Source organism: Agrobacterium sp. 33MFTa1.1, from assembly GCF_004328495.1.
In the GTDB taxonomy this organism is placed as follows: Bacteria; Pseudomonadota; Alphaproteobacteria; order Rhizobiales; family Rhizobiaceae; genus Agrobacterium; species Agrobacterium pusense.
In genome coordinates this window covers 899,569-925,312 of record NZ_CP036359.1, presented here as the reverse complement: position 1 = coordinate 925,312, position 25,744 = coordinate 899,569, and the positions used below count along the sequence as shown (strand labels likewise).

25 protein-coding genes are annotated in these 25,744 nt (G+C 58.6%); 12 read left to right on the top strand and 13 right to left on the bottom strand.

Annotation, left to right across the window (positions count from 1 at the left end; translation table 11 throughout):
* Window positions 1–33: 33 nt before the first annotated feature.
* Window positions 34–1,113 carry a serine hydrolase domain-containing protein gene (locus EYD00_RS18055; RefSeq protein ID WP_034497497.1) on the top strand — a complete coding sequence of 360 codons (1,080 nt, stop codon included), beginning with the start codon at window positions 34–36 and terminating at the stop codon, window positions 1,111–1,113.
* 21 nt (window positions 1,114–1,134) lie between these two features.
* Here the strand turns inward: EYD00_RS18055 and EYD00_RS18050 are convergent, their stop codons facing one another.
* From EYD00_RS18050 to EYD00_RS18030, 5 genes are all read right to left on the bottom strand, one after another.
* Window positions 1,135–2,085 (bottom strand): LysR family transcriptional regulator, encoded by a 951-nt coding sequence (locus EYD00_RS18050; protein ID WP_034497496.1) that lies wholly within the window; start codon window positions 2,083–2,085, stop codon window positions 1,135–1,137.
* A 201-nt stretch (window positions 2,086–2,286) separates the two neighbouring features.
* Window positions 2,287–2,484: a hypothetical protein gene (locus tag EYD00_RS18045; protein WP_034497494.1), complete on the bottom strand. Its 198-nt coding sequence runs from the start codon at window positions 2,482–2,484 to the stop codon at window positions 2,287–2,289.
* 96 nt (window positions 2,485–2,580) lie between these two features.
* On the bottom strand, window positions 2,581–4,512 hold the full coding sequence (locus EYD00_RS18040; RefSeq protein ID WP_051674184.1) for an autotransporter family protein: 1,932 nt from the start codon (window positions 4,510–4,512) through the stop codon (window positions 2,581–2,583).
* 28 nt (window positions 4,513–4,540) lie between these two features.
* Window positions 4,541–5,431 carry a transporter gene (locus tag EYD00_RS18035; RefSeq protein WP_131258895.1) on the bottom strand — a complete coding sequence of 297 codons (891 nt, stop codon included), beginning with the start codon at window positions 5,429–5,431 and terminating at the stop codon, window positions 4,541–4,543.
* Between the two features lie 104 nt (window positions 5,432–5,535).
* On the bottom strand, window positions 5,536–7,332 hold the full coding sequence (locus EYD00_RS18030) for a heavy metal translocating P-type ATPase (protein WP_081859439.1): 1,797 nt from the start codon (window positions 7,330–7,332) through the stop codon (window positions 5,536–5,538).
* Between the two features lie 180 nt (window positions 7,333–7,512).
* Here EYD00_RS18030 and EYD00_RS18025 point away from each other — a divergent pair, with 180 nt between their 5' ends.
* Entirely contained in the window at window positions 7,513–8,337 is an 825-nt protein-coding gene (locus EYD00_RS18025) for a universal stress protein (protein WP_131258892.1), read from the top strand.
* 71 nt (window positions 8,338–8,408) lie between these two features.
* Here EYD00_RS18025 and EYD00_RS18020 read toward each other — a convergent pair whose 3' ends face one another.
* Window positions 8,409–9,335 carry a LysR family transcriptional regulator gene (locus EYD00_RS18020; RefSeq protein ID WP_004446048.1) on the bottom strand — a complete coding sequence of 309 codons (927 nt, stop codon included), beginning with the start codon at window positions 9,333–9,335 and terminating at the stop codon, window positions 8,409–8,411.
* 123 nt (window positions 9,336–9,458) lie between these two features.
* Here EYD00_RS18020 and EYD00_RS18015 point away from each other — a divergent pair, with 123 nt between their 5' ends.
* From EYD00_RS18015 to EYD00_RS26190, 3 genes are read left to right on the top strand one after another with little or no spacing between them, the layout of a single operon-like run.
* A complete protein-coding gene (locus EYD00_RS18015) occupies window positions 9,459–9,815 on the top strand; it encodes an antibiotic biosynthesis monooxygenase (RefSeq protein ID WP_022563192.1) in 357 nt (118 codons plus the stop codon).
* Between the two features lie 4 nt (window positions 9,816–9,819).
* Window positions 9,820–10,494 (top strand): MFS transporter, encoded by a 675-nt coding sequence (locus EYD00_RS26195; protein ID WP_286084889.1) that lies wholly within the window; start codon window positions 9,820–9,822, stop codon window positions 10,492–10,494.
* Window positions 10,494–11,027: an MFS transporter gene (locus EYD00_RS26190; protein ID WP_286084888.1), complete on the top strand. Its 534-nt coding sequence runs from the start codon at window positions 10,494–10,496 to the stop codon at window positions 11,025–11,027. Before EYD00_RS26195 ends, EYD00_RS26190 begins: the two co-directional genes overlap by 1 nt.
* Window positions 11,028–11,116: 89 nt before the next feature.
* Here the strand turns inward: EYD00_RS26190 and EYD00_RS18005 are convergent, their stop codons facing one another.
* Together EYD00_RS18005 and EYD00_RS18000 are read right to left on the bottom strand one after the other, a co-directional pair.
* On the bottom strand, window positions 11,117–11,701 hold the full coding sequence (locus EYD00_RS18005; protein ID WP_004446044.1) for a pyridoxamine 5'-phosphate oxidase family protein: 585 nt from the start codon (window positions 11,699–11,701) through the stop codon (window positions 11,117–11,119).
* Between the two features lie 34 nt (window positions 11,702–11,735).
* On the bottom strand, window positions 11,736–12,707 hold the full coding sequence (locus tag EYD00_RS18000) for an MBL fold metallo-hydrolase (RefSeq protein WP_034497490.1): 972 nt from the start codon (window positions 12,705–12,707) through the stop codon (window positions 11,736–11,738).
* A 124-nt stretch (window positions 12,708–12,831) separates the two neighbouring features.
* Between EYD00_RS18000 and EYD00_RS17995 the strand changes: the two genes are divergently transcribed.
* Window positions 12,832–13,728, top strand: a complete 897-nt coding sequence (locus tag EYD00_RS17995) for a LysR family transcriptional regulator (RefSeq protein WP_022563188.1) — start codon at window positions 12,832–12,834, stop codon at window positions 13,726–13,728.
* Between the two features lie 64 nt (window positions 13,729–13,792).
* On the opposite strand, the gene EYD00_RS17990 is transcribed toward EYD00_RS17995, so the two are convergent.
* Both EYD00_RS17990 and EYD00_RS17985 read right to left on the bottom strand, forming a co-directional pair.
* Window positions 13,793–14,167 (bottom strand): VOC family protein, encoded by a 375-nt coding sequence (locus EYD00_RS17990; RefSeq protein WP_022563187.1) that lies wholly within the window; start codon window positions 14,165–14,167, stop codon window positions 13,793–13,795.
* A 39-nt stretch (window positions 14,168–14,206) separates the two neighbouring features.
* Complete coding sequence (locus EYD00_RS17985; RefSeq protein WP_022563186.1) at window positions 14,207–15,013, bottom strand: AraC family transcriptional regulator; 807 nt, start codon at window positions 15,011–15,013, stop codon at window positions 14,207–14,209.
* A gap of 55 nt (window positions 15,014–15,068) precedes the next feature.
* Here EYD00_RS17985 and EYD00_RS17980 point away from each other — a divergent pair, with 55 nt between their 5' ends.
* From EYD00_RS17980 to EYD00_RS17960, 5 genes are all read left to right on the top strand, one after another.
* Complete coding sequence (locus EYD00_RS17980) at window positions 15,069–15,458, top strand: hypothetical protein (RefSeq protein ID WP_223216964.1); 390 nt, start codon at window positions 15,069–15,071, stop codon at window positions 15,456–15,458.
* On the top strand, window positions 15,455–17,458 hold the full coding sequence (locus tag EYD00_RS17975) for an FUSC family protein (RefSeq protein ID WP_022563184.1): 2,004 nt from the start codon (window positions 15,455–15,457) through the stop codon (window positions 17,456–17,458). Before EYD00_RS17980 ends, EYD00_RS17975 begins: the two co-directional genes overlap by 4 nt.
* Window positions 17,455–17,661 carry a DUF1656 domain-containing protein gene (locus tag EYD00_RS17970; RefSeq protein WP_022563183.1) on the top strand — a complete coding sequence of 69 codons (207 nt, stop codon included), beginning with the start codon at window positions 17,455–17,457 and terminating at the stop codon, window positions 17,659–17,661. The genes EYD00_RS17975 and EYD00_RS17970 overlap by 4 nt, the downstream gene beginning before the upstream one ends.
* 2 nt (window positions 17,662–17,663) lie before the next feature.
* On the top strand, window positions 17,664–18,584 hold the full coding sequence (locus EYD00_RS17965) for an efflux RND transporter periplasmic adaptor subunit (protein WP_034497688.1): 921 nt from the start codon (window positions 17,664–17,666) through the stop codon (window positions 18,582–18,584).
* Between the two features lie 109 nt (window positions 18,585–18,693).
* Window positions 18,694–19,554 (top strand): alpha/beta fold hydrolase, encoded by an 861-nt coding sequence (locus EYD00_RS17960; protein WP_022563181.1) that lies wholly within the window; start codon window positions 18,694–18,696, stop codon window positions 19,552–19,554.
* A gap of 111 nt (window positions 19,555–19,665) precedes the next feature.
* Here the strand turns inward: EYD00_RS17960 and EYD00_RS17955 are convergent, their stop codons facing one another.
* From EYD00_RS17955 to EYD00_RS17945, 3 genes are read right to left on the bottom strand one after another with little or no spacing between them, the layout of a single operon-like run.
* The gene (locus EYD00_RS17955) at window positions 19,666–21,582 is read right to left on the bottom strand and encodes an iron ABC transporter permease (protein WP_245292698.1); all 1,917 of its coding nucleotides are present in this window, start codon (window positions 21,580–21,582) and stop codon (window positions 19,666–19,668) included.
* A 56-nt stretch (window positions 21,583–21,638) separates the two neighbouring features.
* A complete protein-coding gene (locus EYD00_RS17950) occupies window positions 21,639–22,496 on the bottom strand; it encodes an ABC transporter ATP-binding protein (protein ID WP_022563179.1) in 858 nt (285 codons plus the stop codon).
* A complete protein-coding gene (locus EYD00_RS17945; protein ID WP_022563178.1) occupies window positions 22,493–23,239 on the bottom strand; it encodes an AraC family transcriptional regulator in 747 nt (248 codons plus the stop codon). Before EYD00_RS17945 ends, EYD00_RS17950 begins: the two co-directional genes overlap by 4 nt.
* A 285-nt stretch (window positions 23,240–23,524) precedes the next feature.
* On the opposite strand from EYD00_RS17945, the gene EYD00_RS17940 reads away from it, so the two are divergent.
* On the top strand, window positions 23,525–25,720 hold the full coding sequence (locus tag EYD00_RS17940) for a TonB-dependent siderophore receptor (protein WP_022563177.1): 2,196 nt from the start codon (window positions 23,525–23,527) through the stop codon (window positions 25,718–25,720).
* Window positions 25,721–25,744 lie beyond the last annotated feature (24 nt).

The following is a 25,744-nucleotide window of genomic DNA, read 5'->3' as shown; positions in this document are numbered from 1 at the left end:
AAATCCAAAACCAAAACCGCAAAAGGAAGAAATATGTCTGTTTCAGCACCTCTGGAACATTTGTCTGCCGAGCAAAGCCAGGAATTTCCCTCACAGGAATGGAAGCAGGTAGCTAATCCTGCCGACCACGGTCTTTCCGCCGATGTTCGCTCGAAAGTCGATGCGGCTCTGGACGCCTTGCCGACCACGTCGTTTATCGCGGTTGCCGGTGGCGAAATCCTCTATAGCTACGGTGATATTTCCGAGGTGAGCTATCTTGCCTCGACCCGCAAGAGCATCCTGTCGATGCTGATGGGCAAAGCCGTTGCCGAAGGAAAGATCGATCTCGATCTGACCATGGCGGACCTCGGCATCGATGAGGATCACGGCCTGTTGCCTATCGAAAAGACGGCGACGCTGCGGGACCTTCTGATCAGCAGTTCCGGCGTTTACCATCGGCCTGGGAGCCCCGGCAGCAATACCAAGAACATTCCCGAGCGCGGCTCGAAGAAACCCGGCACGTATTTCCACTACAACAACTGGGATTTCAACGTTCTCGGGGCCGCTTTTGAACAGTTGACCGGCCGCAGTGTCTTCAAGGCATTCGAGGAAGATTTCGCAGGGGCGATGCAAATGCAGGATTTCGACCCTTCTCGCCAACGGATGATGGGTTACGAGGGCGCATCGCGATACCTTGCCTATCACTTCTTCCTGTCCGGGCGCGACATGGCGCGGCTGGGGCTTGCGATGGTCCGACAGGGTCGCTGGGGCGACAGGCAGGTGATGCCGACCGAATGGGTTGCAGAAAGCACAAAGATCCGCGTTCCTGCGGAAAGCATGAATGAGAGCGAAAAGTCGCGGATTGCCGGCTACAGCTATCTCTGGTGGATTCCCGTGGTGACGGATGAGACGCCGGAATGGCAGGGCGCCTGTGTTGCCGCCGGCCATTTCGGGCAGTTCATCCTGTGCCTGCCGGCGCTCGACATGGTTTTCGTCAACAGGAGAGCAATCCCTGATCATCTGGCGATTGCCCGCAATGACGGCAGCTTCAAGGAAGAATTGCCGGCGGTGACCATGGAAAATTTCCTTGGCGTCGCCGATCATTTCATCCGCGCAAAGTTGACGACCGGATGATGCTGCAAGGCCGCTGATCCATCAGGGCGCGTCCCCGATGAAACAGTCGGAAATCTGCTCCCGCAGCCACTGACTTGCCGGATCGCGTTCTTTTTCGGCAAGCCAGATCATGCTGGTCGACTGTTTTTCTTCTGCAAAGGGAGATTCCAGCAGCAGCAGTTCGTGCGAGCGTTCGAAGAGTTTTGCAACGCTTTCCGGCATGATCGCCACAAGATCGCTGCGGGCGATGATCGCCACCGCTGCAGAAAAATGCGGCACGACGGCAACGACTCTTCGCTCAAGCCCCATGGCGTCCAGCCGCTCGTCGATCCAGCCACGACGGCTTGGCGCGGAGGTGACCTTGACGTGTCCAAGCGACAGCAGCGCGTCCAGCGTCAGCGGCTTCTGCGCGGCCGGATTGGTGGCCGACATGATGCAGACGCGCCTCTCCGTAAAGAGTGAGGTACAGCGGTAACGGGCCGGAAAATTGTCCGCCGTCATGACGGCGACATCAATCGTGCCTTCATCGAGATGCTCCTGTACGACGGGGAGGAAGTTTCGATTGTTGGCTACGCCCGTGCGCGGCATGTGAATGACTTCCAGCACACAATGCTTAGCCCTCGCCTGCACACGTTCAATCAGGCGAGGCATCAGGACGACGGAGAAATAGTCGTTCATTCCGATCCTGAAGGCGCGGTGCGATGTTTCCGGTTCGAATTTGAGATGTGACAACATCACGGTTTCGGTATCTTCGATGATACGCCGCACTGCCGGAAAAATCTCAGCGCAGAACCGCGTCATCACGAAGCCGCCTGACGTCTTCCGGAACAATTCATCACCCGTGATGGCACGAACGCGCTTCAGCGCATGGCTCATGGCGGGTTGGGAGAGACCGATATACTCGCCTGCGGCCGTCATGTTGCCTTTGACGACGAGGGCGTAGATGACTTTGAGTAGATTGAGATCGATGGATCCCAATGAAAATCGCTGCATGCGAACCTGCCTTAGCCTTCAAAACGTGCATGAACACAATGGCATGGACCGCGCCTGGCGAAAATAGGCGGCAGCCCTTCGCTTGCGGTCTCAGGCGTTGGCTGCTTGCTGCCGCAGCTCGGCTCCGTCGAGACATGACAATTTGCCTCATGCTGGCCTCCTTGCGGATCAGTCAACGCAACACCGCCCGGCATGCCGGTTTTATTCTCTGTCCCGCACGTTTCCCAGCCACCTGAAGATCGTTGGTGCATACAGCCCGCCGGCGAGAAACGCCGCCAGCATGACCAGCGATACGCCGAGCTGGACGATGTCGAACCTGACCGTTCCATCTGCGACGAACCACCCCGTAATGATACCCGCTATCGCAAAGGGAAGACGTGCCAGGATTGGAAACCACATTTTCAGGCTCCTATTTGCCAGGATGATCAGGAGAGGTGCCCCGCCGCCCGCGCGAGCCAGGCACGCTCTTTGATCCCTTCAAGGCGTGGTCCGGTTCTACCACGTCATCTTCAATCCCAACTTCCCGTTCCAGGCGTACTGGTCGGCGTCGAAAGTCGTGCTGAAGTTGAGGTTTCCATAGAGCGATGTGCTCTGCGATAGCCGTGTGGTGCCGCCAATCCCGATTTCGAGCCAGGTTTCCTTGAGGTCGCTTGCGAAGGCAACCGGGCCGTTGGCGGACGATATGTCCGTCTGCGCTTCCGCCGCGAATTCGTGCCACAGGCTCGCGCGGCCCCACACCGTATAAGATCTCTGGGACGTTTTATCCGTGCCGTCTGCATTCCAGGATCGCGCGAGCCGCGCTCCGATCCTGCCTGTAACCGAGTTCGACGTGTCGAAGTCGATATCGGCCGCCCCGTCGTTGAAGTCCCCCATCCGGATCGTCTGCAGCACCAGCTGTGCCTGAGGTTCGATCTGCCAGCCGTCCGCGAGATGAAAAGCACGCCCAGCCTCCAGCGATGCGGCAAGACCCACGCCATCGGCGTCCTGTTCCGGAAAGCCAATTGCCGTGCTGCGGTTCGATCTCGTATTGAAGCCGTACCAGGTTCCCTGAAGCACGCCGTCCAGATACCAGCCGTCGTCTGCCAGACGGGTCCAATATCCGCCGAGCGTGACGGCGTCGAACTGGTTGCGACCTGCGCTCCGCTCTTCGAAAATCCGGTCCTGGGTCACATCCATGATGCCATGACCGTAGGCAAGGTATAAACCCGCGCGATCGGTCAACCCGTTGGCTTCATTGGAATAAAGGTCCAATCCCGCCTGAAACGCAGCGAAGCGATAGTCGAACTCAGGCGCACCGTCATATATCCCCCGGGGATCGCCAGAGCGATGTCCCCAGTGGCCGATCGCGCGCATCCATGTACGCGGTTCGGTCGATAGCGACTGTGCATCTTCGGAGCGCTGACGTTGCTCCTCGTCACCAACGCGCTCGTGAAGCGTATCTATCATATGCCGACCGTAAATGGCCGCCATGGTGGGAATCGCCGCATAGAGCGACACCTCGGGGCGATAATCGGGCAGAGGGTCAGGTCCGGGAGGCGTGGGATCGGGGCCGGGGGGCACAGGTGCCAGTTCCGAACGAAGATACCAGTTTTCGGCCGCAGTGCCGTCCGCCGCTCCTCTGAACAGGGAATATTCGTAAGGTCCTGCCACGACGGGTCCGGCGAGCGTAAAGGCCTGTGCACCGGTGTTGCCTCCGTTGATGGCGTCGACGAGAAGGATACCGTTTCCGGTTGTGAGCGCTCCGCCGCCCCCTGTATTGTTCACTGACACACCGGTGCTGCCCGATGCCGTCCCGCCGTTTATGATCAACCTGTCGGAAGGAGATGTGTCATCCTCGAGATAGGCGTTAAAGCCGATACGCCCATCAATTCCGCCATATGCGCCGACCGAGAGCGTCTTGTAGCTCGGCAAAAGCAGCGGATCGGAGGATGGCGCCGAAAACTGGATCAGACTTTCGGTGTTTGACAAGGCGGTCAGGTTCGAGGATCCTGTGATGGTCCAGATGCTTCCGTTCGTCAGCGAGACATCGGAGGTGCTGCCTGTAGCCGTCGTCGCCGAACCCGTCAGGCTGCTGCGGGACGCGTCGAGATCAAGCGACCCTCCGCTTCCGACTTCTATCACTCGGCTATTGCCAATCATCGTTGAACCTGAAAGGTCGAGATCGAAGGTGCTGCCAGCACCCCATGCCAGAATGGCGGATGAATTTTCCGCTTCCACCAGCGCATTGGTAAGCGTCGCCGTGTTCGCGCCGCCCGCGCTCCAGAGCGCTCTCGCTCCGGTTCCGACCGTTCTTATGGAGCCACCTTCCATTACGACGTTGCTGCCACCGAGAAGATAAATCCCGTAGGCGGATGTGCCGGAGGTGACCACATCCGTGTCAGTCAGTCGGATTGTCGCCCCGGACGCGGTCTGAATGCCTATCCTCATCGCAAAGTAGCTTCGGTGGCACGCTCGCTCATTGCATGGCGGTTTTCTGCGGGAAAAGGAACGTCACGCCCGCCTTGATGCCCCATTGAGGCCCATCGTCAGGGCCTTCTATATAGTACTTGGCACCGAGCGAAAGGCTGAGGGTCTGCTCGCCGACCTTGACGATCTGGGAGAATGACAACGACACCGGCAGGGTGTAATCGCTTTCCACCCAGTCGTAATTGAAGTCCAGATTGGCGGAAATGGTCTTACCACCGCCAATGTGCCACGCGATGAATGGCTGCAGTTCGGTCTGGCTGACGCGTGGTCTGTCGCCCGCACCTGCGACCGACCAGAGATGGCTTGCCGATAAACCCAGGCTCATTGATTTTGTCTGAAGAAGTAACAGCCCTGAAGGACCTATCGACAATTTTCCGGTTCCGAAACGGTCGTCCGTGGCCGTCGGAAGGGAGAATTCCGGTCCAAAGGCCCATATAAGCGGTCCATGCCGCGCGGGTGTGAAGGAGAGGTTCTGACTGATATCCCCGAGCCCCAGTTTTCCCCCCGGCGTACCGATTGGATCATTGTAGACAATCGGGAAATCTGTGTGAGAAATCATGTTCCAGTCGTCGTTCAGCGCGAAGGGTATGACCGGCTCAATGTCCAGGGTTGCCGAATATGTGTCGCTACCGCCCCAGCGACCGATGTCGAAATCCGAATGGACAGGGACGCTTATCATGAATGATGCAGGGTTGGAGACCTTGCGGGCCAACTCGTCGACGTCATCTTCCGCTGCCGATACCCCTGACATGGCACTCAAAAGGAAAAGCAAGGACAGACCTGCGTGCACTACCTGACCCCCGTTGACGCTTACATCCTGCTTGAGATGAAAAGGAAGGATAAGTACGCAACAGTAAACAGGGCTCTGTTTACGCTGCAAATGCTGGGAATCGCGGTCCGTCTCAGAGGGTCACCCTCGTCGAAATAGTCGTCGGGAACCGGATGCCATGTCTGGTTACCCGTCCGGGAGGCGTGACGGGTCGATCAACCCGTCCTGATGTTGAGTACACGAAGGGCATTGAGAATGACGACCACGTCAATGACCTGCTGCAATAATGCGCCTTCAACGGCTGTGAGGTAACCAAATGCAGCAGCAAGCATGCCGAGCGTCGACAATCCCATGCCGGCGACGACGCTCTGTGTGGCAATCTGCCGACACCGTCTCGAAATTCTGATGCCTTGAACCACCAGGTCAAGGCGGTCCACAAGGAGGACGGCATCCGCGGCCTCGGTTGCTGCGGCTGAGCCATGGACCCCCATTGCAAGGCCGATATCCGCTGCGGCGAGGGCTGGCGCGTCATTGACGCCGTCGCCAATCATCAGAACGGGCTGTTTCCTTTTTTCTGCGTTTACGATCTCGATCTTTTGTGCCGGAGAAAGTTCCGCACGGACCTCGTCCAGAGGCAGATCCGCACTGATCATTTTTGCGACATCCTGCCGGTCGCCGGTCGCAAGGATAATGCGGTTTACGCCAATCTCCTTGAAGTTTCTGAGAACGGCATCGCTTCCGTCTCGGAGCCTGTCCGAAAAGAGCAGAATGCCACCGAAGTTGCCATCGATTGCGACCGCAGCTGCCATGGTTCCGGGGCGATCGGCGTGTGGTATGTCGATGCCAAGCTTATCGGCGATATAGGCTATTCCCCCAATCGCCACGTTTCGACCGTCAACGATGCCGGAGACACCTTCGCCAGGATTTTCGGCGACGTTCGTCGGTTGTGAGAGTTCCATGGTGCGGGCCTGGGCTGCCTGCACCAGGGCTTTTGCCGCCACATGGTTCGATGCCTGATCCAGGGATGCGGATAATCTCAGAAGCTCTGCCTCAGGGATTGCTGCATCGATCCCCGAAAGTGTTGGTGAACCTTCCGTCAGTGTTCCAGTCTTGTCGATAACGAGGATACGGATCGTTCCAAGGCCTTCCAGCACACGGGCGCCTTTTACGAGAAGCCCCAGACGCGCCACCCTAGATACGCCGGCCGTCCAGGCGATTGGAACGGCCAATATCAGCGGGCATGGGGTAGCGATGACGAGAACTGCAACCGCGCGAACGGGATCTCCGGACAGCATCCACGCTAGCGAGGCAAGCCCAATCGTCACCACCAGGAATAAAAGTGCGTAACGGTCAGCCATTCGCGCCATGGGTGCCTTGCTGCGTTGGGCGGTTTCCACCAGGCGCAAAATTCCGGCATATGTGCTGTCCGCGGCGCGTGTCGTCGCGGTCATTTCGAAGAGGTCGCCGGCGTTGGCAGCGCCACTCAGAACTGTTTCACCCCTGTTCCGCTTGACTGGCAGCGGTTCGCCCGTCAGGGCAGATTCATCGAGCGTTGCGATGTCATCGCCAATTATCCCATCGACGGGGACAAGGTCGCCACGGCGTACGACGAGGACATCGCCCATGTCGATTTCCTCAATTGAAACTTCCTCGATGTGATTGCCGTTTCGCCGGTTGGCTTTCCTGGGGGCTCGCGACAGGAGGGCGGTCATCTCGCGTCTGGCGCGTCCTTCAGCTGCATGCTCAAGATATTGCCCGCCGGAATACATGAGCGCCACGACGGCCCCCGCCATGTATTCGCCAAAAACAAGCGCGCCAGTCATCGATATCATGGCGATCAGGTCGAGCCCGAGTTCACCCGCGCGGAGACTTTTCAGGATTTGAAAAACCAGAGTGAGGAGAACCGGAATTGTCCCGGCGATCAGCGCGAATTTTGAGAGTCCGATAAGATTGCCGTATTGTGCCCCGACGCCTACCGCGAGCCCGAGGATTGGGAAGATTGGCAATAGCATCCGGATTATTCTTGTCGTTTCATACGGAAGCATATGCGACCTTCTGACGATTGCTCGACATTGAACAGGTATTTTACATATATTAAAAATTGCATTCGAAAAAGATATCCACCTTAAGACTTGATATGTAGGAGTTGTCGAAAGAGCGGTTGAGCAGGATGCCAGGGGCGGAGGGCGGCAGTGACAGACCTAGCTATTTTACACGTATGCAGTCCCAATATTGGCGAAGCCCAAATATTGTCCGTGGTAAACGCCACGAAGGCCCTCTGCGGATATCTTTCCGTTTTTGTTATTGGCACATCCGCCGTTCCTCCCATCGGTGCACACGTCAGCAATGTCTCTGTTCCCTGGATGAAGGAAAGGCAAAGGGACCAAGCGCAGATTGATAAGACGGTGCGGGAACTCGAAGGTTTCCTGGCTGGCACGGGTATCCCCTACAATGTGGAAAGTGCCTATACGGAAGTGTTCAGCGTTGATAACGAGGTTGATCGGAGGGCGAGACTAGCCGATCTTGTCATGATCGGTGCCGATCTTCTCGGCGATCAAAACACCTTGGAGGCCGTTCTTGACGGTGCCTGGTTTCATGCCGACGTGCCTGTGCTGTTCGACCCCGCAGCATCGCTGGTTTTCGACAATCCGACTGTAATGATTGCCTGGCAGGAAACCGCGGAGGCGTCTTCTGCGGTGAGGGCCAGCGTGCCCCTTCTGAAGCTCGCCGGGTCGGTCCACATTGTCATCGTTGACGATAACCGCGATCTACGCGATCCGGCGGCAGGCTTATTATCCTATCTTTCTTCTCGCGGCGTCGAAAACGTGTCAGCAGAAGTCGTGCCGCGCAATGATCGCCTGGTGTCTCACGTTTTGGATGATCACGCCGAGAGAGTAGGTGCGAATCTTGTGGTGATGGGAGCCTATGGCCACGCAAGACTTCGGGAATGGGTGTTCGGCGGGGTTACGCGTTCCGTTGTCCAGCATCTGACAAGGCCGACATTTATGGCCCGCTAACCGGCGCAGGCATCGCTGGAGCCTGCCCCGCTCGGTTCATGCCCGGCGGAACAGCGGGATGGCGGAAACCTCTAGCCAGCTTTCTGCCCGTTGACATGAGCTGCAGCCCTTTCCGGTACGAAAAGATTATCAGCCATGAAGTCAACGAACACGCGGATTTTTGGCGATAGATAACGGCTTGTCGGCCAAAGGACGCGGAAAACACCCGCTTCTGCTGTGAAGTCTTGGAGTATCGAGACCAGCGTGCCTTGTTCGATCTGTTGAGCCACGGCGAAGTGTGGCAGGCAGGTTATGCCAAAGCCGTTTTCTGCAAGGTGGATAAGCGGTTCAAGCGTGCTGGCAACCGTCGTCGTCGGCAGCGCGATGCGCAGATCTTTGCCGCTTCTGGCCAGCGGCCATGGCTCCAGTTTGCCCGAGTTGGCAAATCGGTGATGCATGCAGCGATGACTTGACAGGTCCTCGGGAACGAGCGGGATGCCTTCTCTCTCCAGATAGGCAGGCGAGGCGACTATCCGGTGTCGGAAAGAACCAAGTTTGCGGCTCATCAGCCGCGTGTCGCGCACCTCGCCAGTGCGGACAACGGCATCGAAACCTTCTTCTATCACGTCAACCAGTCGGTCGGTAAAATCGAGATCCAGCGTGATGTCGGGATATGCTTTCATGAATGCGCATATTGCCGGCATAAGCAGCATTCCCGTCAGCGGAAAACTCACGCGCAACAGGCCATGAGGTTCGCTGTGGGACCTTGAAAGCTGCGCCTGCGCCCTGTCCAGCTCAGACAGAACGCGCCGACAGGTATCGAGAAAAAAGCTCCCTTCCTCCGTCAGCGTCATGCTGCGGGTCGAGCGATGGAAAAGCCGTACTCCCATCTCCTGCTCAAGCCGCGCAATGGCCTTGCCAACGGCGGAGCTGGAGAGCCCCAGCCTTTGAGAGGCTGCAACGAAGCTGCCGCCTTCCGCCGCCTGAACGAAAATACTCAGCGTCCCAAGCTTATCCATATCGTTCCCATTAAGGAATATTATTCCGCTCTGATTGGAATACGCGACTGTTTATCGCTTATCGCTCGGCCGATATCCAGTGGGACCCGACAATGGGTACCGATTTTCACGAAAGGAAAACATATGGACAGCACATTCACCGCCGGATTTGCCATCGCCCCGGAGCCGACAACTTTCATCGTCAATGTCATTCATGCCCATCCGGGCAAGCAGGATGAAGCGTTTCAAATCATTCAGGACGTGGTCCACTACGTGGCAGAACGAAAGCCCGGGTTTCTGTGGAGCAATCTTGCGAAGAGCACTGACGGGCTGACCGTGGTCAATATCGAAGCAATTCAGGGGGCGGGCAACGTAGACGAATTCTTTTCAGATCCGGTTTTCGTTGAAAAATTCCGTAAGCTCGACACCGTCTCCACCAGCGAATTCCATACATACACTGTCGGTGATGTCGTTTTGCCCAAATTGGGCAAGACGGGCTGACACCATGTCACATTCGTTCCCGGACAACCGCAAAACGGCCGCAGGATCAGATGGCAATCGATTGCCGATGGCGGCGCTGCTTGCCCTTGCCACGGCTGGCTTCATAACCATTTTGACGGAGGCCCTGCCAGCAGGGCTTCTTCCACAAATGAGCACGGACCTTGGCGTCAGCCCCGCTGTTGTCGGCCAACTCGTCACGGTTTACGCCATAGGGTCTCTGGTGGCGGCAATTCCGCTCACCGCAGCCACCCAGCGGTTTCGCCGCAAACCACTTCTCCTCTGCGCCATTGCCGGTTTTGCCGTTGCCAATACGATAACATCCGTCACGGACAGTTTTGGCATCCTGCTGATGGCGCGATTTTTTGCCGGCGTATCCTCAGGCCTGCTTTGGGCGATGGTTGCCGGTTACGCGGCGCGCATGGTTCCGGATGAGCTGAAGGGGCGCGCCATCGCTGTCGCGATGGTCGGTACGCCGCTGGCCCTGTCATTGGGTATTCCCGCCGGGACGCTGATAGGGTCTGAGATCGGTTGGCGAAGTACATTTTCGGCCATGACCGCGCTCACTGTGGTTTTGATCGGCTGGGTGTTGGTGAAGGTGCCCGATTTCCGGGCACCACGATCAACGAACGGATCACGATCAGCGGAGCGTTGGCAACAGGTGGGATCAAGTCTGTCTTGATGGTGACGTTGCTGTTCGTCCTGGCGCACAACATCCTCTATACCTACATCGCCCCGCTCGTGGCTCCCGCGGAATTAACTCAGAAGCTCGACGTTGTTCTGCTGTTGTTCGGGGTAACGGCCATCGCAGGGATTGGTATAGTCGGCTATCTGATTGGGCGCTGGCTGCGCGAACTTGTGCTGGCAAGCATCATGCTCTTCGCTGGCGCCGCCTTGACCTTCGGCCTCGGAGGAAACGTGCCTGAATTCTTCTGGCTGGCAACCGGTGTATGGGGATTGGCTTTCGGTGGCGCAGCCACACTGTTTCAGACCGCTGCCGCCAAAACCTCGGGAAAGGCGTCGGAGGTAGCGCAAGCCATGATCGTGACCGCCTGGAACCTTGCGATTGCGGGCGGCGGCATCATTGGTGGCCTGTTGCTCGAACACTCCGGCATCAACTGGCTCGCCTGGTCGGTTTTGGCGCTGCTGTCTCTCGCTTTTGTTATTGCTTACCTGGAAAAGGAGAGGGCATTTCCGTCGAAGCAGTCTACTTGATGACAGACGTGAGCCGAATGCAAACATGATTTCCGCAAACGGCTCACATCGTTCATAAAAGCCGTCATCGCGGGCGCCTCGGACCAACTTCAAGGCGCCGCGCCTGGTGTCTGTCGCCATCGTTGCAGCTCAGCAAGTGTAAAGCGCGGCGTTATGTGCTGGGGGCAGTTCCAGTCGAAAGCCTCTACGCCGATGAGGACAAGACGTTCCACCCGAGCGGAATAGTCTGGCATGGTCAGCCTCTCCGCCAGCGACGGGTCATCTGCTGCGTCGATGATCCGGATGCGTCCAAAGATTTTCAGGCGTTGCCGGTGCGCGTAGTCCATCAGGAACAGTGACACACGGTCATTTGCCGTCACATTACCTGTCGTAATGTATTGCCGGTTGCCGCGAAAATCTCCAAAGCCCAGGAGTGCCGGCTCGAGAACGGTGAGAAAACCGGCTGGTCCGCCCCTGTACTGGACGTAAGGCCAGCCCGTTTCCGAGACACTGGCAAGATAAAAACCGTCACGCTCCCCAATGAAGCCTGCCTCTGCGGGGCCAAGGCGCTGGCCCCGGGTCGTTTCATCCACGCCACCGCGCGCGGCAATCCGCGCCCATTGCTCCGCGCTTCCATACTTATCCTGCGCGGCCGCGACGGAAGGAGTCGTGGCAATATCGAGATATCTGCTCATTTTCGATCTGCCTTTCCAGAGGCCTGAACCGGCCTCAGTCTTGCAAAGCCCAGTCCGCAACCTGCCAGCGGATTTGTCCCCGATCGGCAACGACGTGGCCCAGCCCCGGGAACGGCATGTGCGTCGCCGCTATGAGTGTGCCTTCCGAAGCGGCGCGGGGAAAGAAGCGGTCGCGCATTGCCTTGGCCGCTGCCCGGTCCTGTTCGAACAGAAAGAACACGTCAGTCGCTGCCGGGTGTACGACCGGGAAGATCATGTCTGAAACCATGATAAGGCTCTTTCCCTCATCTTCCACGCGAACACCGATATGGCCGGGTGTATGTCCGCTCAGGTCGACAATCGAGACGCCCCGCACGATTTCGCGCTCCCCGTCGATCGCCTGAAGTCTGGGGTAGAGACGCACGACCTCTTCCGCCATCTGAAAGCTGGTCTGAAGGTAATCCGGTGCGCCACTACGCTTGGCCGGGTCGGTCCAATGCTTGACGTCGCGCCGATCAATATAGACTTCCGCGTTCGGATAGTTGTTCCTGCCACCGGCGATCAGGCCGCCCATGTGGTCCTGATGCATGTGCGTCACGATCACCGCGTCAATCTGATCAAGCCGCAGACCGAGCCTGGCGAGGGACTGCGGCAGGTTGCCGGTTTGCCCGATGGAGCCCGCTGCGCCGGCATCAATCAGGATGCGGCGTTGGCCATCATCGACGAGATACTGATTGAACAGAAATCGCACTCCGCTTGGCCTGGCGGTGAACTGGGCGGCAGCCGCCTGTTCCACCTCGGCCGGATCCCGCCCCGGGAAGAAGTTATAAGGCATATCCGCATAACCATCCGTCAGCGCCGTCACCGTAAAGCGGCCGATGCGGATCTGCGCCAGCGGGGTTACGCTGGCCAGCGTCGCGACCGGTTCCGGCGTTGCGGCGATGGCCTGCGCACTATGGATCAGTCCTCCCCCGAGGAGGCCAAAAGGAAGGGCGCTGGCAAAGGCACGACGCGAAAGATCGGGCATGATGTCTTTCTCCTTATTGTGGCAATGGGGGAAGATCCCCGACGTCATGAAAGCTAGGATATCCAAAACCGATAGGGTATCCTGCGATTTCAGGAGATTACCTCTCAATTTATGGAAGGATGGAATGGATCGGTTCGAAGCGATGTCAGTGCTGCTCGCGGTGGTCGATGCCGGCAGCCTCTCGGCCGGCGCACGTCGACTGCAGGCCCCGCTCGCCACGGTCAGCCGCAAGGTCGCCGACCTCGAAAAGCATCTTGGTGCCCGTCTGGTACTGCGTACCCGCCGCGGGCTGACCTTGACGGAGGAAGGGCGAAATTACGTCGCCGCTTCCCGGCGTATTCTGGGGGAACTGGACGCGGCTGAGCGGCAGGCAAGCGGCGATTACGGCGCGCTGCGCGGAGGGCTGCATATGACGGCTCCGATCGCGTTCGGGGAGCGCCACGTTCTGCCCATAGTGCTCGGATTCCTGAGGGAACAACCCGAAATCGACATGCGGCTGACGCTGACGGACCGTCAGATAAGTCTGGCGGATGAACCCGTTGACGTAGCGCTGCGTATCGGCCATCTGGCCGATAGCGCGCTGATCGCAACCCGTGTCGGTTCGGTCCGTCGGGTCGTCTGCGCCAGTCCTGACTATATCGCGCGACGAGGCGTTCCGCTTGATCCCGATGACCTCGCCCGGCACGACGGTATAAGCTTCCAGGGCTTCGCGACCGCGCCCGAAGTTCGTTACCGCCGCGACGGGACGACCTTCAATGTCGAACCCCGCCCCAGGCTTGCGGTCAACACGACAGAGGCCGCAATTCAGGCAGCCATGTCCGGTATTGGCATCATCCGGGTGCTCTCCTACCAGGTCGCCGATCAACTGCGTTCCGGCGCCTTACAGGAAATTTTGACCGAGTTCGCACCTGAACCGCTGCCTGTTAATGTCATTCATGGGCCGGCCGAGCCCTTGTCGATGAAAGTGCGGTGCTTTCTCGACTGGCTCACACCCCGCCTGCGCGAGCGGATGGCTCAATGAGTTCCGCTCCGGAGCCACGACCGAGCTTCATTTCTGCAGCCAACCGAGCGCAAGGTTGCCTGCCTCATGTCGTCGGAGGCGTCCGAGCGGTCAGTTTATTTCCATCGGGATCGCGAAGATATGCGACGAACGCCCCGTTCGGACGCGCCGTCGGCGGGCTCTCGATTGCCGTGCCGCCATGCGCGACGCCGGCGGCATGCCAGGCTAAAACATGATCGGGGGTCGCCGCCGCAATACCGATCGTTCCGCCGTTGGCGGCAGTCGCCGGCTTGCCATCGATCGGTTTCGTGATCATGAGCCGCCCACCCTCATGGGCGTAAATCAGTCGGCCTCTTGCATCCATTTCGCCGGGCTTGCCGCCCAGTGCGACAAAGACGGCATCGTAGAATTTCCTGGCCCGCTCCAGGTCGTTGCTGCCGATCATGACGTGGGTGAACATGTTTTATCTCCTCTCAGATGTTGCGGTGTTTTCTGACGTTCAGCGGTCGAAATTTCCCAGATATCGGGCAGGTGATGTGCCAAGCGCTTTCTTGAACATGGTTATGAACGCAGACACGGATTGATATCCAAGATCGCCCGAAACCTGCTGCACCGTTGCCCCCGCGGCAAGGCTTCGGATCGCGACAATCACCTGCAATTGTTGTCGCCAGCGGCCGAAGGTCAGGCCCGTCTCGTTTTGGACGAGGCGGGCAAGCGAATTCTCGCTCATCGCCATTCGTTTTGCCCATTGTGCCATCGTACTACGGTCGGATGGATCTTCCGCCAGTTCCGATGCAATGCGTGCAAGCCGGGGCTCATCCGTCAGCGGCAGATGAAGATGCTCAACCGGCATCCGCGACAAGGCCGACAGAAGCAGCGTTGCCATGACTTCCGAGTCAGCAGTCGCCACAGCGGACTGGTCGGCCATCTCGATGATCAACTCCCTGACGAGCGGGGACAGGGAAAGCGTGCAACACCGGTTCGGCAGATCGGCGGCCCCCGGCTCGATGAACAGGAAGAACAAACGCGCGTTGGCGGTCGCCACGTTGCTGTGACGCATGCCTCCTGGAACCCAGACGCCACAATGAGGCGGAACCATCCACATGCCGCTTGGGACGCGACATGTCACGCCTCCCCGCAGGGGCATGACAAGCTGGCCTTTGCGGTGCTGGTGTTCCGGAGCCTCGCGTTCGTTCTGCGACACGTCGATCCTCACAGCGCGAACGCGCGACGAGGAGCTTTCGAGATCATGGTCGGCGAGGGCGCCGGACAGGGATATCGGCGTCTGGTGGTATTTAGTGATCATTAGAGAGAATATCTAAATTCTTCTTCTGGTTTTGTCGATAGGGTCATCCGGAAAGATGCTGGAGAAGAAGATTATGGCACTTCAAAAATACGACGACCGCTGGTGGTCGGATATTATCCGGACTGAAATTCGTCTTCCCCTGAAAGGACCTCGCAGGTTCTGCGTCCTTCTCCCGTTACGACCGGGAGCAAGGTTGGCCCGCGCTACGGTGCTGAAAAAGATGACAGACGGGCTCGTTTCGAAAGCCCGAGCGCTCGTTGCCCGCCATCTACCGGCCATGTCGCCCGGTGAGTCCGCCGACCCGGCCGAAGCCTATCTGCACGCCTGCCTCGCCATACCCTTCTTTTGTTATGTGTCGCCAGCGACTTATGGCCTCGCAGACGAGATCACCAGCAATAAACAAGGCATTGAGCGCAGCGCCCCCGCGCCGGAGGATGCGGTGTGAGCAGCCGGCCAGTTGTCACCAGCGGGAACGTCATCTTTTCGCTAAAATCATTCCTTGCGGCCATGCTGGCATATCTTGTTGCCATCAGCTTCGATTTGAACCGACCGTCCTGGGCAGTTGCAACCGTCTATATTGTCGCTCATCCCCTCTCCGGTGCGATATCGTCGAAATCGGTATATCGGCTTCTGGGCACGGTCATCGGCGGCGGTGCGACGATCCTCATGGTCCCGAACCTTGTGAACGAACCGATATTGCTTTCCGGCGCGATCATCGTATGGGTCTCCGGGTGCACCTTTGTCAGTCTTCTTGATCGCACACCACGCAGTTATGTTTTCCTGTTAGCCGGCTATACCGTTCTTCTCGCAGGACTGCCGCTCGTCAACGCCCCGGCAAACACCTTCGATATTGTCGTTTCCCGCACCGAAGAGATCGGGCTCGCGATCATATGCGCGTCGATTGTCAGTCACGTTGTTTTTCCGGTTCACGTGGGGACAGCGCTTCTCAACCGGATCGATGGATGGATGGCCAGGGCGCAGAAGCTTTTCGAAGTCACAGCAACCGGCAAAATGGACGAAACCCAAAATCGGATGGAACGCCACGCCCTGGCGGGGGAGGCGGCCGATCTGCGGTCGTTCGCGGTGCATCTTCAGTATGACGGATCCAGATACCGAAGCAGAGTGGCGCTGGTGAAGTCGCTGCAGCACCGGATGGTTTCCTTCCTGCCCCTACTGAGCGAACTGGAGGATTTGCGACGATCGCTGGGAAGGTTGGACCCTGCCGGCCGGGACAAGGCATTGGCGATAGTCGCGGAGGCGGATTCGCGTCCGGGAGGCTCCTTCTCCACGATCGATGCGCTTGCCTTCCCCGCCTCGCTGCCGACATGGGAAAAACTCCTCCTTGTCAATTTCGCCCGAGACTTGCGGACTGTTTCTCGGCTCTCTGACGAGTGCCTTACTCTTCGAAAATCCATTGAAGATGAAAACGGAGCAAGAGGCGCCCGCGCGCCCGACAGAGCGCCCGCACCGCATCGCGATATCGGAATGGCGTGGCTGTCGTCGGTGGCGGTTGCAGTATGCCTCGTAACATCGCTCTTCTTCTGGATCGCCACCGGCTGGTCCGACGGAGTTACCTTCGCCCAGATATCTGGCGTCCTTTGCTGCCTCCTTGCCACCATGGACGACCCGGTTCCTGCCATGCGCAAGTTTGTTAATGTGACGATCGGTGCAGCCATTGCGGCATTCGTCTACGGCTTTGCAGTCCTTCCGGTAATCGACGGGTTTGCATCGCTCTCTGCTGCTTTGGGGTTGTTTCTGATACCGGCGGGCATATGTCTTGCAGTGCCTTCACTCGCCATTGTCGGCATGGGGCTTTGCATAAACTTTCCCCTTCTTCTCACCCTTCAGGCATATCCCGCGACAGACTTCGGCACATTCGTGAATGCCGCGGGGGCGACCATACTCGCAATGGTCTGGACGATCACGGTTTGCGGTCTCTTTCGATCCGTGCGAGTTGAGACAAATGCGAGAAGGCTTCTTTCTGTTGTCCGGAAACACGTCGCGAACATCGCCGTTGGTAAACAGACCGACGTTCTCGCCGCCCATTATCGCATGATTGACGTTGCCGGCCTGTTCGCCTCAAGACTGGCGAAACTGCCTCCGGTGTCGGAGGTCGGCGGCTATGACCCGTTAAGGGATATCCGGGCAGGGCTGCATCTGATTGCAATGCAGGAGCTTTTACCCAAGGTTTCGAACGGTATTCACCTTGCTGCACAACCGGTCTTTCAGGCGGTCACAATTCTATACCGCGGCCGTGCCGGTAAAGGTGGAAAAATCCTGGAAAGCGCCGTCCGGGCGCTGGATGATCTGATCCTTTCCCCTGCGGCCATCACCGTGATGGATAACGAACTTCTGCTGCGCGCCGCTGCTCTTCGCCTGTGCATTGCTCCGGACGCTGACGCGCCCGTTCCCCAGATACCCGGGTCTTGGAGGAAAGCCGCTTGAAGGAACAGCTCGATCTCTATGGCATTTTTCTGCCCTCGTTCGCAGCGCTCGCATTGTTTGCGTATGCAGGATTTCGTCTTCTCACATCACTTCTCGAAAAGATGGGGTTTTACCGGATGGTATGGCACCGCTCCCTGTTCAACCTTGCGCTTTACATTACCCTTGTCGGCGGATTTTCTGCCGCTATCGACTGGTTTCCATGATCATGAAAAATCTGATGTTTACCGCGGGTCGAGTGCTTCTCACCTTCTCCATGACGGGATGCGCTGCGGTGCTGGGCTGGCACCTATGGTCTTTCTACATGGAGGCACCATGGACGCGTGATGCCCATGTCCGGGCGGATATCATCCGATTGGCACCAGATGTTTCCGGGCCTGTCGCCGAGGTTCTGGTGTCGGACAATGCACAGGTGGAGAAAGGAACGCCGCTGTTTCGCATCGAAACAGATCGCTTCGAGCTCGCGCTGCGCGAGGCAGAAGCGCAGGTTACAGCGACAAGGGCGGCGGCGGAGCTGGCGAAAACCGATTTCGAACGGTATCAACTGCTTGCATCAAAGGAGGCGGCAAGCCTCAAGGAGCGTCAGTACGCGGAAAGCCGGATGTATCAGGCAGAGGCCGCCTATCAATCTGCGCTGGTTGCCCGGGATCTGGCAAGGCTCAACCTGGAGCGCACAACGGTCAGGGCACCGGCATCCGGTGCAATCACCAACTTTTCCCTGCGCAGGGGTAACTATGTCGTTTCCGGCAACGCCGTGGGAGCCCTGGTGGAAGAAGAATCCGTCTATGTCGCAGGATATTTTGAAGAAACGAAGCTCCCCCGGATCCACATTGGCGATCCGGTAACGATCAGTATCATGGGCGAAGCTCAGTCGGTCACCGGACGTGTCGCAGGCATTGCCGCGGGCATTGAGGATCGGGAGCGAAGCGATAATGCGGGTTCTCTGGCAAGCGTCGCCCCGACATTCTCATGGGTCCGACTTGCCCAGAGAATCCCGGTGCGGATCGAGATCGATGACGCCCCAAAGACGGTTCGGCTCGTTGCGGGAAGGACCGCAACCGTTTCGATCGAGCAGAGGAGTAACCGGGTGGCACTTCGTCATCCGTTACCCTCCGCCATCACACCCTGATCGCTACCGAAGCAGAGTTTTGAGCGGACCCACGGTTCCAAGCCACGGCAGGCCGAGATGGAACCGCTGGTGGCAGAGACCGTTCGTTCCATGATCCAAGGGGAGCGCGATGTTTGAAAATTTCAGGCTGGAAATGATCAATGTCCCGGAAACGACACTTCGGGTTCGCCATGGCGGCAAGGGCCCGCCGCTTCTTCTGCTTCACGGACATCCGAGAACACACACAACCTGGTACAAGGTGGCTCCCATTCTGGCCGAAAAGTTCACGGTTGTTTGCCCCGATCTGCGAGGTTTTGGCAAGTCTGGCAAGCCGTCCGACCCCTATGATCATGAGGCGTCGTCAAAGCGGGCCAAGGCTCGTGACTGTGTCGCGCTCATGGAACATCTCGGTTTCGACCGGTTCTTTCTGGCCGGCCACGACCGTGGAAGTTACACGGCATTTCGCACCGCGATGGACCACCCGGCAAGAGTTGAGAAGCTCGCGATCCTCGACGGTGTTCCGATCCTCGAAGCGCTGGAGCGATGCAATCTTCGCTTTGCACAGCAATGGTGGCACTGGTTCTTTTTTGCTCAACACGACAAACCCGAGCGGGCCATCCTTTCCGATCCCTTGGCATGGTATGGCGGGAGCGAGGCTTCGATGGGAAAAGAAAACTTCGCGGACTTCCGCTCGTCCGTCGAAGACCCCAGGACTGTTCAGGGCATGCTGGGTGATTATCGCGCGGGTATGCACATAGACCATCTCCACGATCTTGATGATCGAAATTGCGGAAGAAAGCTGACATGCCCACTTCATGTCCTTTGGTCGCTGCAGGACGATCTGGAAATGTTGTACGGAGATGTCCTGTCGGTATGGCAGCCCTGGTCAACCCTTCCCGTTTCGGGTCTGGGAATAGACAGCGGACATCACATGGCAGAAGAGGCTCCAGCGGAACTGGCGCATGAGCTCATCTCGTTTTTCACCGCATGAGGCTATCGATTTCGTCCGCCCCTTGCTGTGTAGGCGATGGGCGTTGTCGCCGGATTTTACCGCCCCGCAGTCGAACACCCGAGACCATAGAGTTGCACCTCTTCCATTCGATCAGGACCGCGACCTCAATCCGGAACGGAGCAGCAGCATAAAGGCGGGCGCACCTATAATTGCGGTGATGATGCCCGCCGGAAGTTCAAGTGGCGCTATAATGCTGCGACCGATCGTGTCGGCGAAAGCGAGCATCACAGCGCCGAGCGCCATCGCGACAGGAAGGCTTTTGGCATGGCGCGCTCCGGCAAGGAGCCGAGCCGCGTGGGGCGCGAGCAAGCCAACGAAACTGACGGCTCCGATGGAAGAAACGGCGATTGCCACCGCGACGGCGGCATAGAGCATCGCGTATTTGCTCGCATTTTCCGTCGCGAGGCCCAGTGAGCGGGCTTTTTCGTCCCCAAGCAAAAACGCATCAAGATGACGGCTGAACAACAGGCCGATGGCCGACAGGGCGAAGACCCATGGCATCAATACGACTGCGTCGGCGTAACCACGGGCGTGCGTGGAGCCGATGAGCCATGAAAGTGCCTGAGCCGTTTGCAGGCGAGCCTCCACGACGATGATCGTTGCGGCCGCGCCCAGGCTTGCTGCGATTGCGACACCGGCCAGAACGAATTTCTCGGGAGAATATTTTGGCGCCAGCAACCGGAGCAGCAAGAGCACGGTAATGGCCCCGACCAGAGCGACCGCCTGGAAAGTTGGCGTTGCGGGCGCAAATCCCAACAGGAGCGCGACGAGGCTAAACAGCGCTGCTCCCTGTGTAAGGCCCAGCGTCTCCGGCCCGCACAGCGGATTGCGCGCCACCGCCTGAAGGACGGTGCCGGCAGTAGCCAGCAATGCACCACAGCCAAGTGCCACAAGAAGGCGAGGCGCGCGCAGGTCGAGGTTTCCCGTCACCTCGGCAATCGTCAGTGAAAGTCCGTCGCCTGTCGCGAGACTTGCCGCGATGACTATCAGGCCCAAGGCGGCAAGTGCTGTCGCGGCAAGGGGCAGGGGCGGGGGCGCTATCCCTACGGGCAAGCCGATTCGGCGCTCTCCCCCGATCTTTGCCTTCCGGAGCAGGAGCAGCATGGCCGGTGCACCAAGGCAGGCAACCGTAACGCCTGTGGGTATGCTCGTGCCATTGCGCGCGAGGGACTGCGTGACGATATCTGCGAGGAGCAGGGTGTTTGCTCCCCAAACCATCGAAAGCGGCAGATGGCGATGATGCCGCATTATACCCAATGCGCGCAAAACATTCGGGACTGCAAGGCCGATGAAGCCAATCGGCCCTGCGAGGGTAACGGCGGCGCCGCAGAGAAGAACGCCGACGAGCAGACCGAAAAGTGTGACGGCCCGCGTCACCCCGAGACTAGCCGAGGCCTGATCTCCCAGTCCCAGCAAGTCAAGGGCGCGCGCCATCACCATCAGCATCAGGAAAGACAGGAGCACCAAGGGGATCGCCGTGGCGACCCTGGCCCATCCGGTCTGGTCCAGGATACCGGAGGACCAGAGCAACAGACCGGACGCCCGTTCGTCGGCGAGAAGCACGATGGCCGATGATATGGCGGAAAAACAAAGTGATACGGCGATACCCGAAAGAGCCAGCCGGCCGGGCGCGGCTTGAAAGCCGCCTGCCAGCGCGAGACATGCAGCTGCGCCGGCGAGACCGCCCGCGCTTGTCGCGATGATGGGTGGCAGAGCCAAGGGCAGCAACAAGGTTGATATGACTAGGAAAAGCTGCGCGCCGCTGGTAACGGACAGTATATCCGGAGCCGCCAAAGGGTTTCGCAAGACGGTCTGGAGAACCGAACCTGCCAGCGCGAGGGCGGCGCCAGTTGATATTGCTGCGACCATACGGGGCGCCCGGGTCGTTTCCAGAATTGCCTGCGCGAGTGTTTCCGGGGCTGTCGGAAAAAGAAACACGTCCCTCCAGCCGACCAGCCTGCTCCCCACTCTGAGTTCCAGCGCCGCCAGGAGCAGCAAAAGGATCACGCCAACGGGCCAGACAAGGGATGGAGCCAATCGATGAAGGGCGAGGCGAGACAAAGTCATGGTTGAGCCGAAGCCGGGCGGTTTTGCCGATTGCCGGTGCCGACCCAGTCGACCATGCAATAGGTTCGCCCGCTTCCGTCGGGATGTGGGACGAGATCGACGTGGCACTCAAAGGCCTGCCGCAGCAGGTCAGCCCGAAGCACCTTGTGTGTCGGCCCAGCCGCGAGAACCTCACCCTTCTGCATCAGGACGACGTCATCGGCGACATCCATAACCTGATTGAGATCGTGAAGCACCGCGATGATCGTGAGCCCTTCCTCCGAGTTGAGTTTGCGCAGGAGTGTCAGCAGCTCGGCCTGATGTCTGATGTCGAGAAAGCTCGTGGGTTCGTCAAGAAAGAGGACACGCGGTTCCTGCGCCAGAGCCATGGCCAGCCAGGCGCGCTGCCTTTCACCGCCGGAGAGGGTCGTGAGTTGACGCGCACGTAAGTCCTGGAGGCCGACGCGAAAGATGGCGCTTTCGATAATTCCGCGGTCCCGTGTCGACAGGCGTCCCAGCCAGGGGCGATGAGGATAACGGCCTTGTTCAACGAGTTCCTCGACGCTCAGACCGATCGGAACCTCCGGCGTCTGGCTCATGACGGCAACCTGACGGGCGACGGTGCGCCGTGACAAAGCGTTGAGTTGCTGCCCGGACAGGTGGACCTCGCCCTCCGTCGGTTGTTCGAGCCCGGCGAGGCATTTGAGCAGCGTGCTTTTCCCGGAACCGTTCGCGCCGCATATGACGGTAATACGGCCTTCGAATGCGATCGAATCGACCTGCCGAAGCGCTTGAGTCTGATCATAGATGACGCTGAGACCAATCGCCTGAGCGGCGATTGTCTGCGTCTTCTGTCTGCTTGCGAGCCCCGTCATCCGGCAGCCTCGCGCATGGCTTTGCGCAGAGAGGACAGGCTGCGATAACCGACGTCTGCGGCCGCCTCTTCCAGGCGCGCTCCCTCCGCCTGCCGGCGCATGACATGCGCCATGCGCAAGCGACGCCGCCATTCGGCGAAACTCATGCCCGTCTGGATTCGGAATTTCCGGGTCATGGTGCGCCGGCTCATGCCGAGATTGTCTGCCCAGCGGTCAATATCAAGATCGAGCGATGGGGTTTCGGAAAGATCCCGGCACAGCCGCTGCAATCGCCTGTCACTTGGCGTTGGAAGCGCAAACGGGCCTTCCTCCGCATTGGCAATTTCTTCGAGTATCAGAGCTGCCAGATGTCCGCCGCGCCCATTTTCGTCATAAAGAGTTGGTTCCTTCAGGAACGCTCCAACCGTGGCCGAAAGGAGCGTCGAGGTCGAGATGACACGTGGCGGCTCCCACGGCATGGCGATCCCCGGGTCCGGCTCGATATAGACCGACTGCATGGAAACCCGCCCGTGTGAATGGACGGCATGTGGTATCTCCGGCGTTATCAGCAAACCGTAACCACAGGGGATGATGAACGAGGTGTCGGGGGTGCGGGCGGTCATGAAGCCGTCGATGATCTGGAGCAATTGCCCTCGGCGATGGCTGTGCCAGCCAAAATCGACGCTTTGCTCGTAGGTCCGCGCCATGGCAGCGACAGGCCGCGGCACATTTTGAAGATCGGCTGCCCTTTGCGGCTGTTTCATCGTGTTTCCAGGCAATGGGATTCCTCACGGGGGCCTTGCCGCCGCATCCAACGGGAAGAGCCATAGTCGCGTCGCGTCCGTATTTCAAAAGGAAAAATTGGCCCGATGGAGCAGAATAATATCATCTAACAGGATCGGGCCACAAAATGGCCCGCAAGAGCTCGATTTTGACCTGACAATGCTGATAAAAAAAGTCTAGTTAAGCGGCCAAGCGTGCGGGAAAAGAAAATCACTGCGGACAGTCCGGAGTAGCCCTTACGCAGTATTCCTATCACAGGTCCTCGAATGCAGAACACCCACCTTCGCCTTCGCACATCAACCTGCCACGTCACCAGACAGCAGCTCCTGTTTCTGGTGTCAGGCGTTGCGTTGGGGGCGCTTGTCCTCCAGCCGGGAAGGGTTGAGGCGCAAGAGGCAAATGGGTCCACCGTGCTTGAGCCAATCGTCGTACAGGGAAAGACGGGCGCCAAAGGGGCGCGTGTCGAACAGCGTGGCTACGTTGCGACGCAATCGGCTTCGGCCACCAAGACGACGACGGCGATTGCCGAGACGCCGCAATCCGTCTCCGTGATTACCCGTGGCGCGATGACGGATCGAGCCGTGCAGACGGTGGCGGACAGCCTGCTCTATAGCGCGAACGTCAACGGCCAACGCTACGGTAACGACCCCCGTTCGGATTACTTCAGCATCCGCGGCTTTAGCGCCGATCTCTATCTCGACGGCTTGCGCGTGCCGCAGATTGCAAACCAGACCGGTGGCTATGCCGGCTTTCGAGTGGAACCCTACTTCCTTAATCGCGTGGAAGTGCTGCGCGGACCAAGTTCGGCGCTTTTTGGACAAACGAATGTCGGCGGCGTCGTCAACATGATCAGCAAGGATCCGTCAGAGACCGCTGGCGGAGAAGTCTACGCGCGCTTCGGAAGTTATAATCAGAAGGAAGCAGGGTTTGACGTCACGGGCCCTGTCGGTGCGGATTCAAATCTTACCTATCGCCTGGAAGGCATTATCCGCGACAGCGAAACAATGAACGATTTCGGCAAGAACGACCGTTTCGCCATCAGCCCGACAGTCAGGTGGTCGCCGGATGAAGATACCAGTCTCACGGTTTATGGCGCCTATATGAAGGATGACGCCGGCCAGGTGCCCTCGCTTATTCCAGCACTCGGGAGCATCTATTTCAATAGTCTCGGTTTGACGATACCGCGCAGCTTTTCGGACGGCGATCGCTCGTTGGCGATTTACGACAAGGAAACGGCCTATATTGGATATCGGCTCGAACACGCAATTAACGACGATCTCGTTCTACGCCAGAATTTCCGGTACTCATATCTGGACGTCAATTATCAAAACCTTTTCGGCAACGGCCTTTCCGCCAACCAGCGCACGCTTTCACGCCTCGTTTACAATGCGCAGCCAACGCTCAACGCCGTGGCGCTGGATACCAATCTTGAGTACAAGTTTGACAGTGGGCCAATCAGCCATACGCTTCTCGGCGGTATCGACGTGCAGTGGCAAAACCTTGTGAACAGGACAGGATCACGCAGTGGCCCCACACTCGACCTGTTCAATCCGGTCTACGGCATTGGCGTACAGCCGGCAGCACTGACGACACGTCTTGATCAGACGCAGCGTCAGGTCGGTTTTTATCTCCAGGATCAAATGGAACTCGGCGGGCTTCGACTGACGGTTGGCGGCCGCCAGGACCATGTCAGCAACGATTCCGACAGCACCACGCTTGCCAGCGGTCTTACCACCCGATACCGGCAGGACGATAGAGCCTTCACCGGCAGGGTCGGTGCCGCTTATGTCCTTGATAACGGCCTTGTGCCCTACGCGCTTTATTCCACGTCCTTCTCCCCGGTGCTGACATTGGCGCCAACGCCGCTGAAGCCAACCAAGGGCGAGCTGAAGGAAATCGGCGTGAAATTTGCGCCACAGGGCGAGGACTTCAGCCTTACTCTTTCCGGCTTCGAGGCGACGCAGCAGAATGTCGTCAACCGTGTTGCAGGCGTTTATTACCAGACTGACGAGGTGCGCGTCCGCGGGATCGAACTGGAGGCCAACGCCACCCTTTGGGACAGTCTCAATGTTACTGCGGCGGCGAGCTGGCAGGATCCTGTGGTAACCGAGAGCCAGACGCCCACCCAGATCGGGAAAATGCCGTATACCGTTCCAAAGCAGCAGCAGTCGCTGTTCGTGAGTTATGATCTGCCGATGCCGGACAGCTGGAACGGCAAGCTGACAGTCGGTGGTGGTGTCCGACGCATCGGCAAGACTGCCGGGGATACCGCGAACTCACTCTTCGTTCCCGGTTATACGCTGGTCGATGCCTTTGCCCGTTACGAACATGATCGCTATTCGTTCCAGCTCAACGGCTACAATCTCGGAGACAAGACCTACGTCGCCGGTTGCAACACCACCACGCAGTGCTATTACGGGCAGGGTTTGACCGTTGTCGGAACAGTGAGCGTGAAGTGGTAGCGGGTATAGGCAGACGATCGTTCT

Excerpts from the sequence above, each read along its gene's own strand:
- EYD00_RS18055 (WP_034497497.1), top strand. The coding sequence starts at position 34 with ATGTCTGTTTCAGCACCTCTGGAACATTTGTCTGCCGAGCAAAGCCAG.
- EYD00_RS18050 (WP_034497496.1), bottom strand. The coding sequence starts at position 2,085 with ATGCAGCGATTTTCATTGGGATCCATCGATCTCAATCTACTCAAAGTC.
- EYD00_RS18045 (WP_034497494.1), bottom strand. The coding sequence starts at position 2,484 with ATGTGGTTTCCAATCCTGGCACGTCTTCCCTTTGCGATAGCGGGTATC.
- EYD00_RS18040 (WP_051674184.1), bottom strand. The coding sequence starts at position 4,512 with ATGAGGATAGGCATTCAGACCGCGTCCGGGGCGACAATCCGACTGACT.
- EYD00_RS18030 (WP_081859439.1), bottom strand. The coding sequence starts at position 7,332 with ATGCTATTGCCAATCTTCCCAATCCTCGGGCTCGCGGTAGGCGTCGGG.
- EYD00_RS18020 (WP_004446048.1), bottom strand. The coding sequence starts at position 9,335 with ATGGATAAGCTTGGGACGCTGAGTATTTTCGTTCAGGCGGCGGAAGGC.
- EYD00_RS18015 (WP_022563192.1), top strand. The coding sequence starts at position 9,459 with ATGGACAGCACATTCACCGCCGGATTTGCCATCGCCCCGGAGCCGACA.
- EYD00_RS26195 (WP_286084889.1), top strand. The coding sequence starts at position 9,820 with ATGTCACATTCGTTCCCGGACAACCGCAAAACGGCCGCAGGATCAGAT.
- EYD00_RS26190 (WP_286084888.1), top strand. The coding sequence starts at position 10,494 with ATGGTGACGTTGCTGTTCGTCCTGGCGCACAACATCCTCTATACCTAC.
- EYD00_RS18005 (WP_004446044.1), bottom strand. The coding sequence starts at position 11,701 with ATGAGCAGATATCTCGATATTGCCACGACTCCTTCCGTCGCGGCCGCG.
- EYD00_RS18000 (WP_034497490.1), bottom strand. The coding sequence starts at position 12,707 with ATGCCCGATCTTTCGCGTCGTGCCTTTGCCAGCGCCCTTCCTTTTGGC.
- EYD00_RS17995 (WP_022563188.1), top strand. The coding sequence starts at position 12,832 with ATGGATCGGTTCGAAGCGATGTCAGTGCTGCTCGCGGTGGTCGATGCC.
- EYD00_RS17990 (WP_022563187.1), bottom strand. The coding sequence starts at position 14,167 with ATGTTCACCCACGTCATGATCGGCAGCAACGACCTGGAGCGGGCCAGG.
- EYD00_RS17985 (WP_022563186.1), bottom strand. The coding sequence starts at position 15,013 with ATGATCACTAAATACCACCAGACGCCGATATCCCTGTCCGGCGCCCTC.
- EYD00_RS17980 (WP_223216964.1), top strand. The coding sequence starts at position 15,069 with ATGCTGGAGAAGAAGATTATGGCACTTCAAAAATACGACGACCGCTGG.
- EYD00_RS17965 (WP_034497688.1), top strand. The coding sequence starts at position 17,664 with ATGAAAAATCTGATGTTTACCGCGGGTCGAGTGCTTCTCACCTTCTCC.
- EYD00_RS17960 (WP_022563181.1), top strand. The coding sequence starts at position 18,694 with ATGTTTGAAAATTTCAGGCTGGAAATGATCAATGTCCCGGAAACGACA.
- EYD00_RS17950 (WP_022563179.1), bottom strand. The coding sequence starts at position 22,496 with ATGACGGGGCTCGCAAGCAGACAGAAGACGCAGACAATCGCCGCTCAG.
- EYD00_RS17945 (WP_022563178.1), bottom strand. The coding sequence starts at position 23,239 with ATGAAACAGCCGCAAAGGGCAGCCGATCTTCAAAATGTGCCGCGGCCT.
- EYD00_RS17940 (WP_022563177.1), top strand. The coding sequence starts at position 23,525 with ATGCAGAACACCCACCTTCGCCTTCGCACATCAACCTGCCACGTCACC.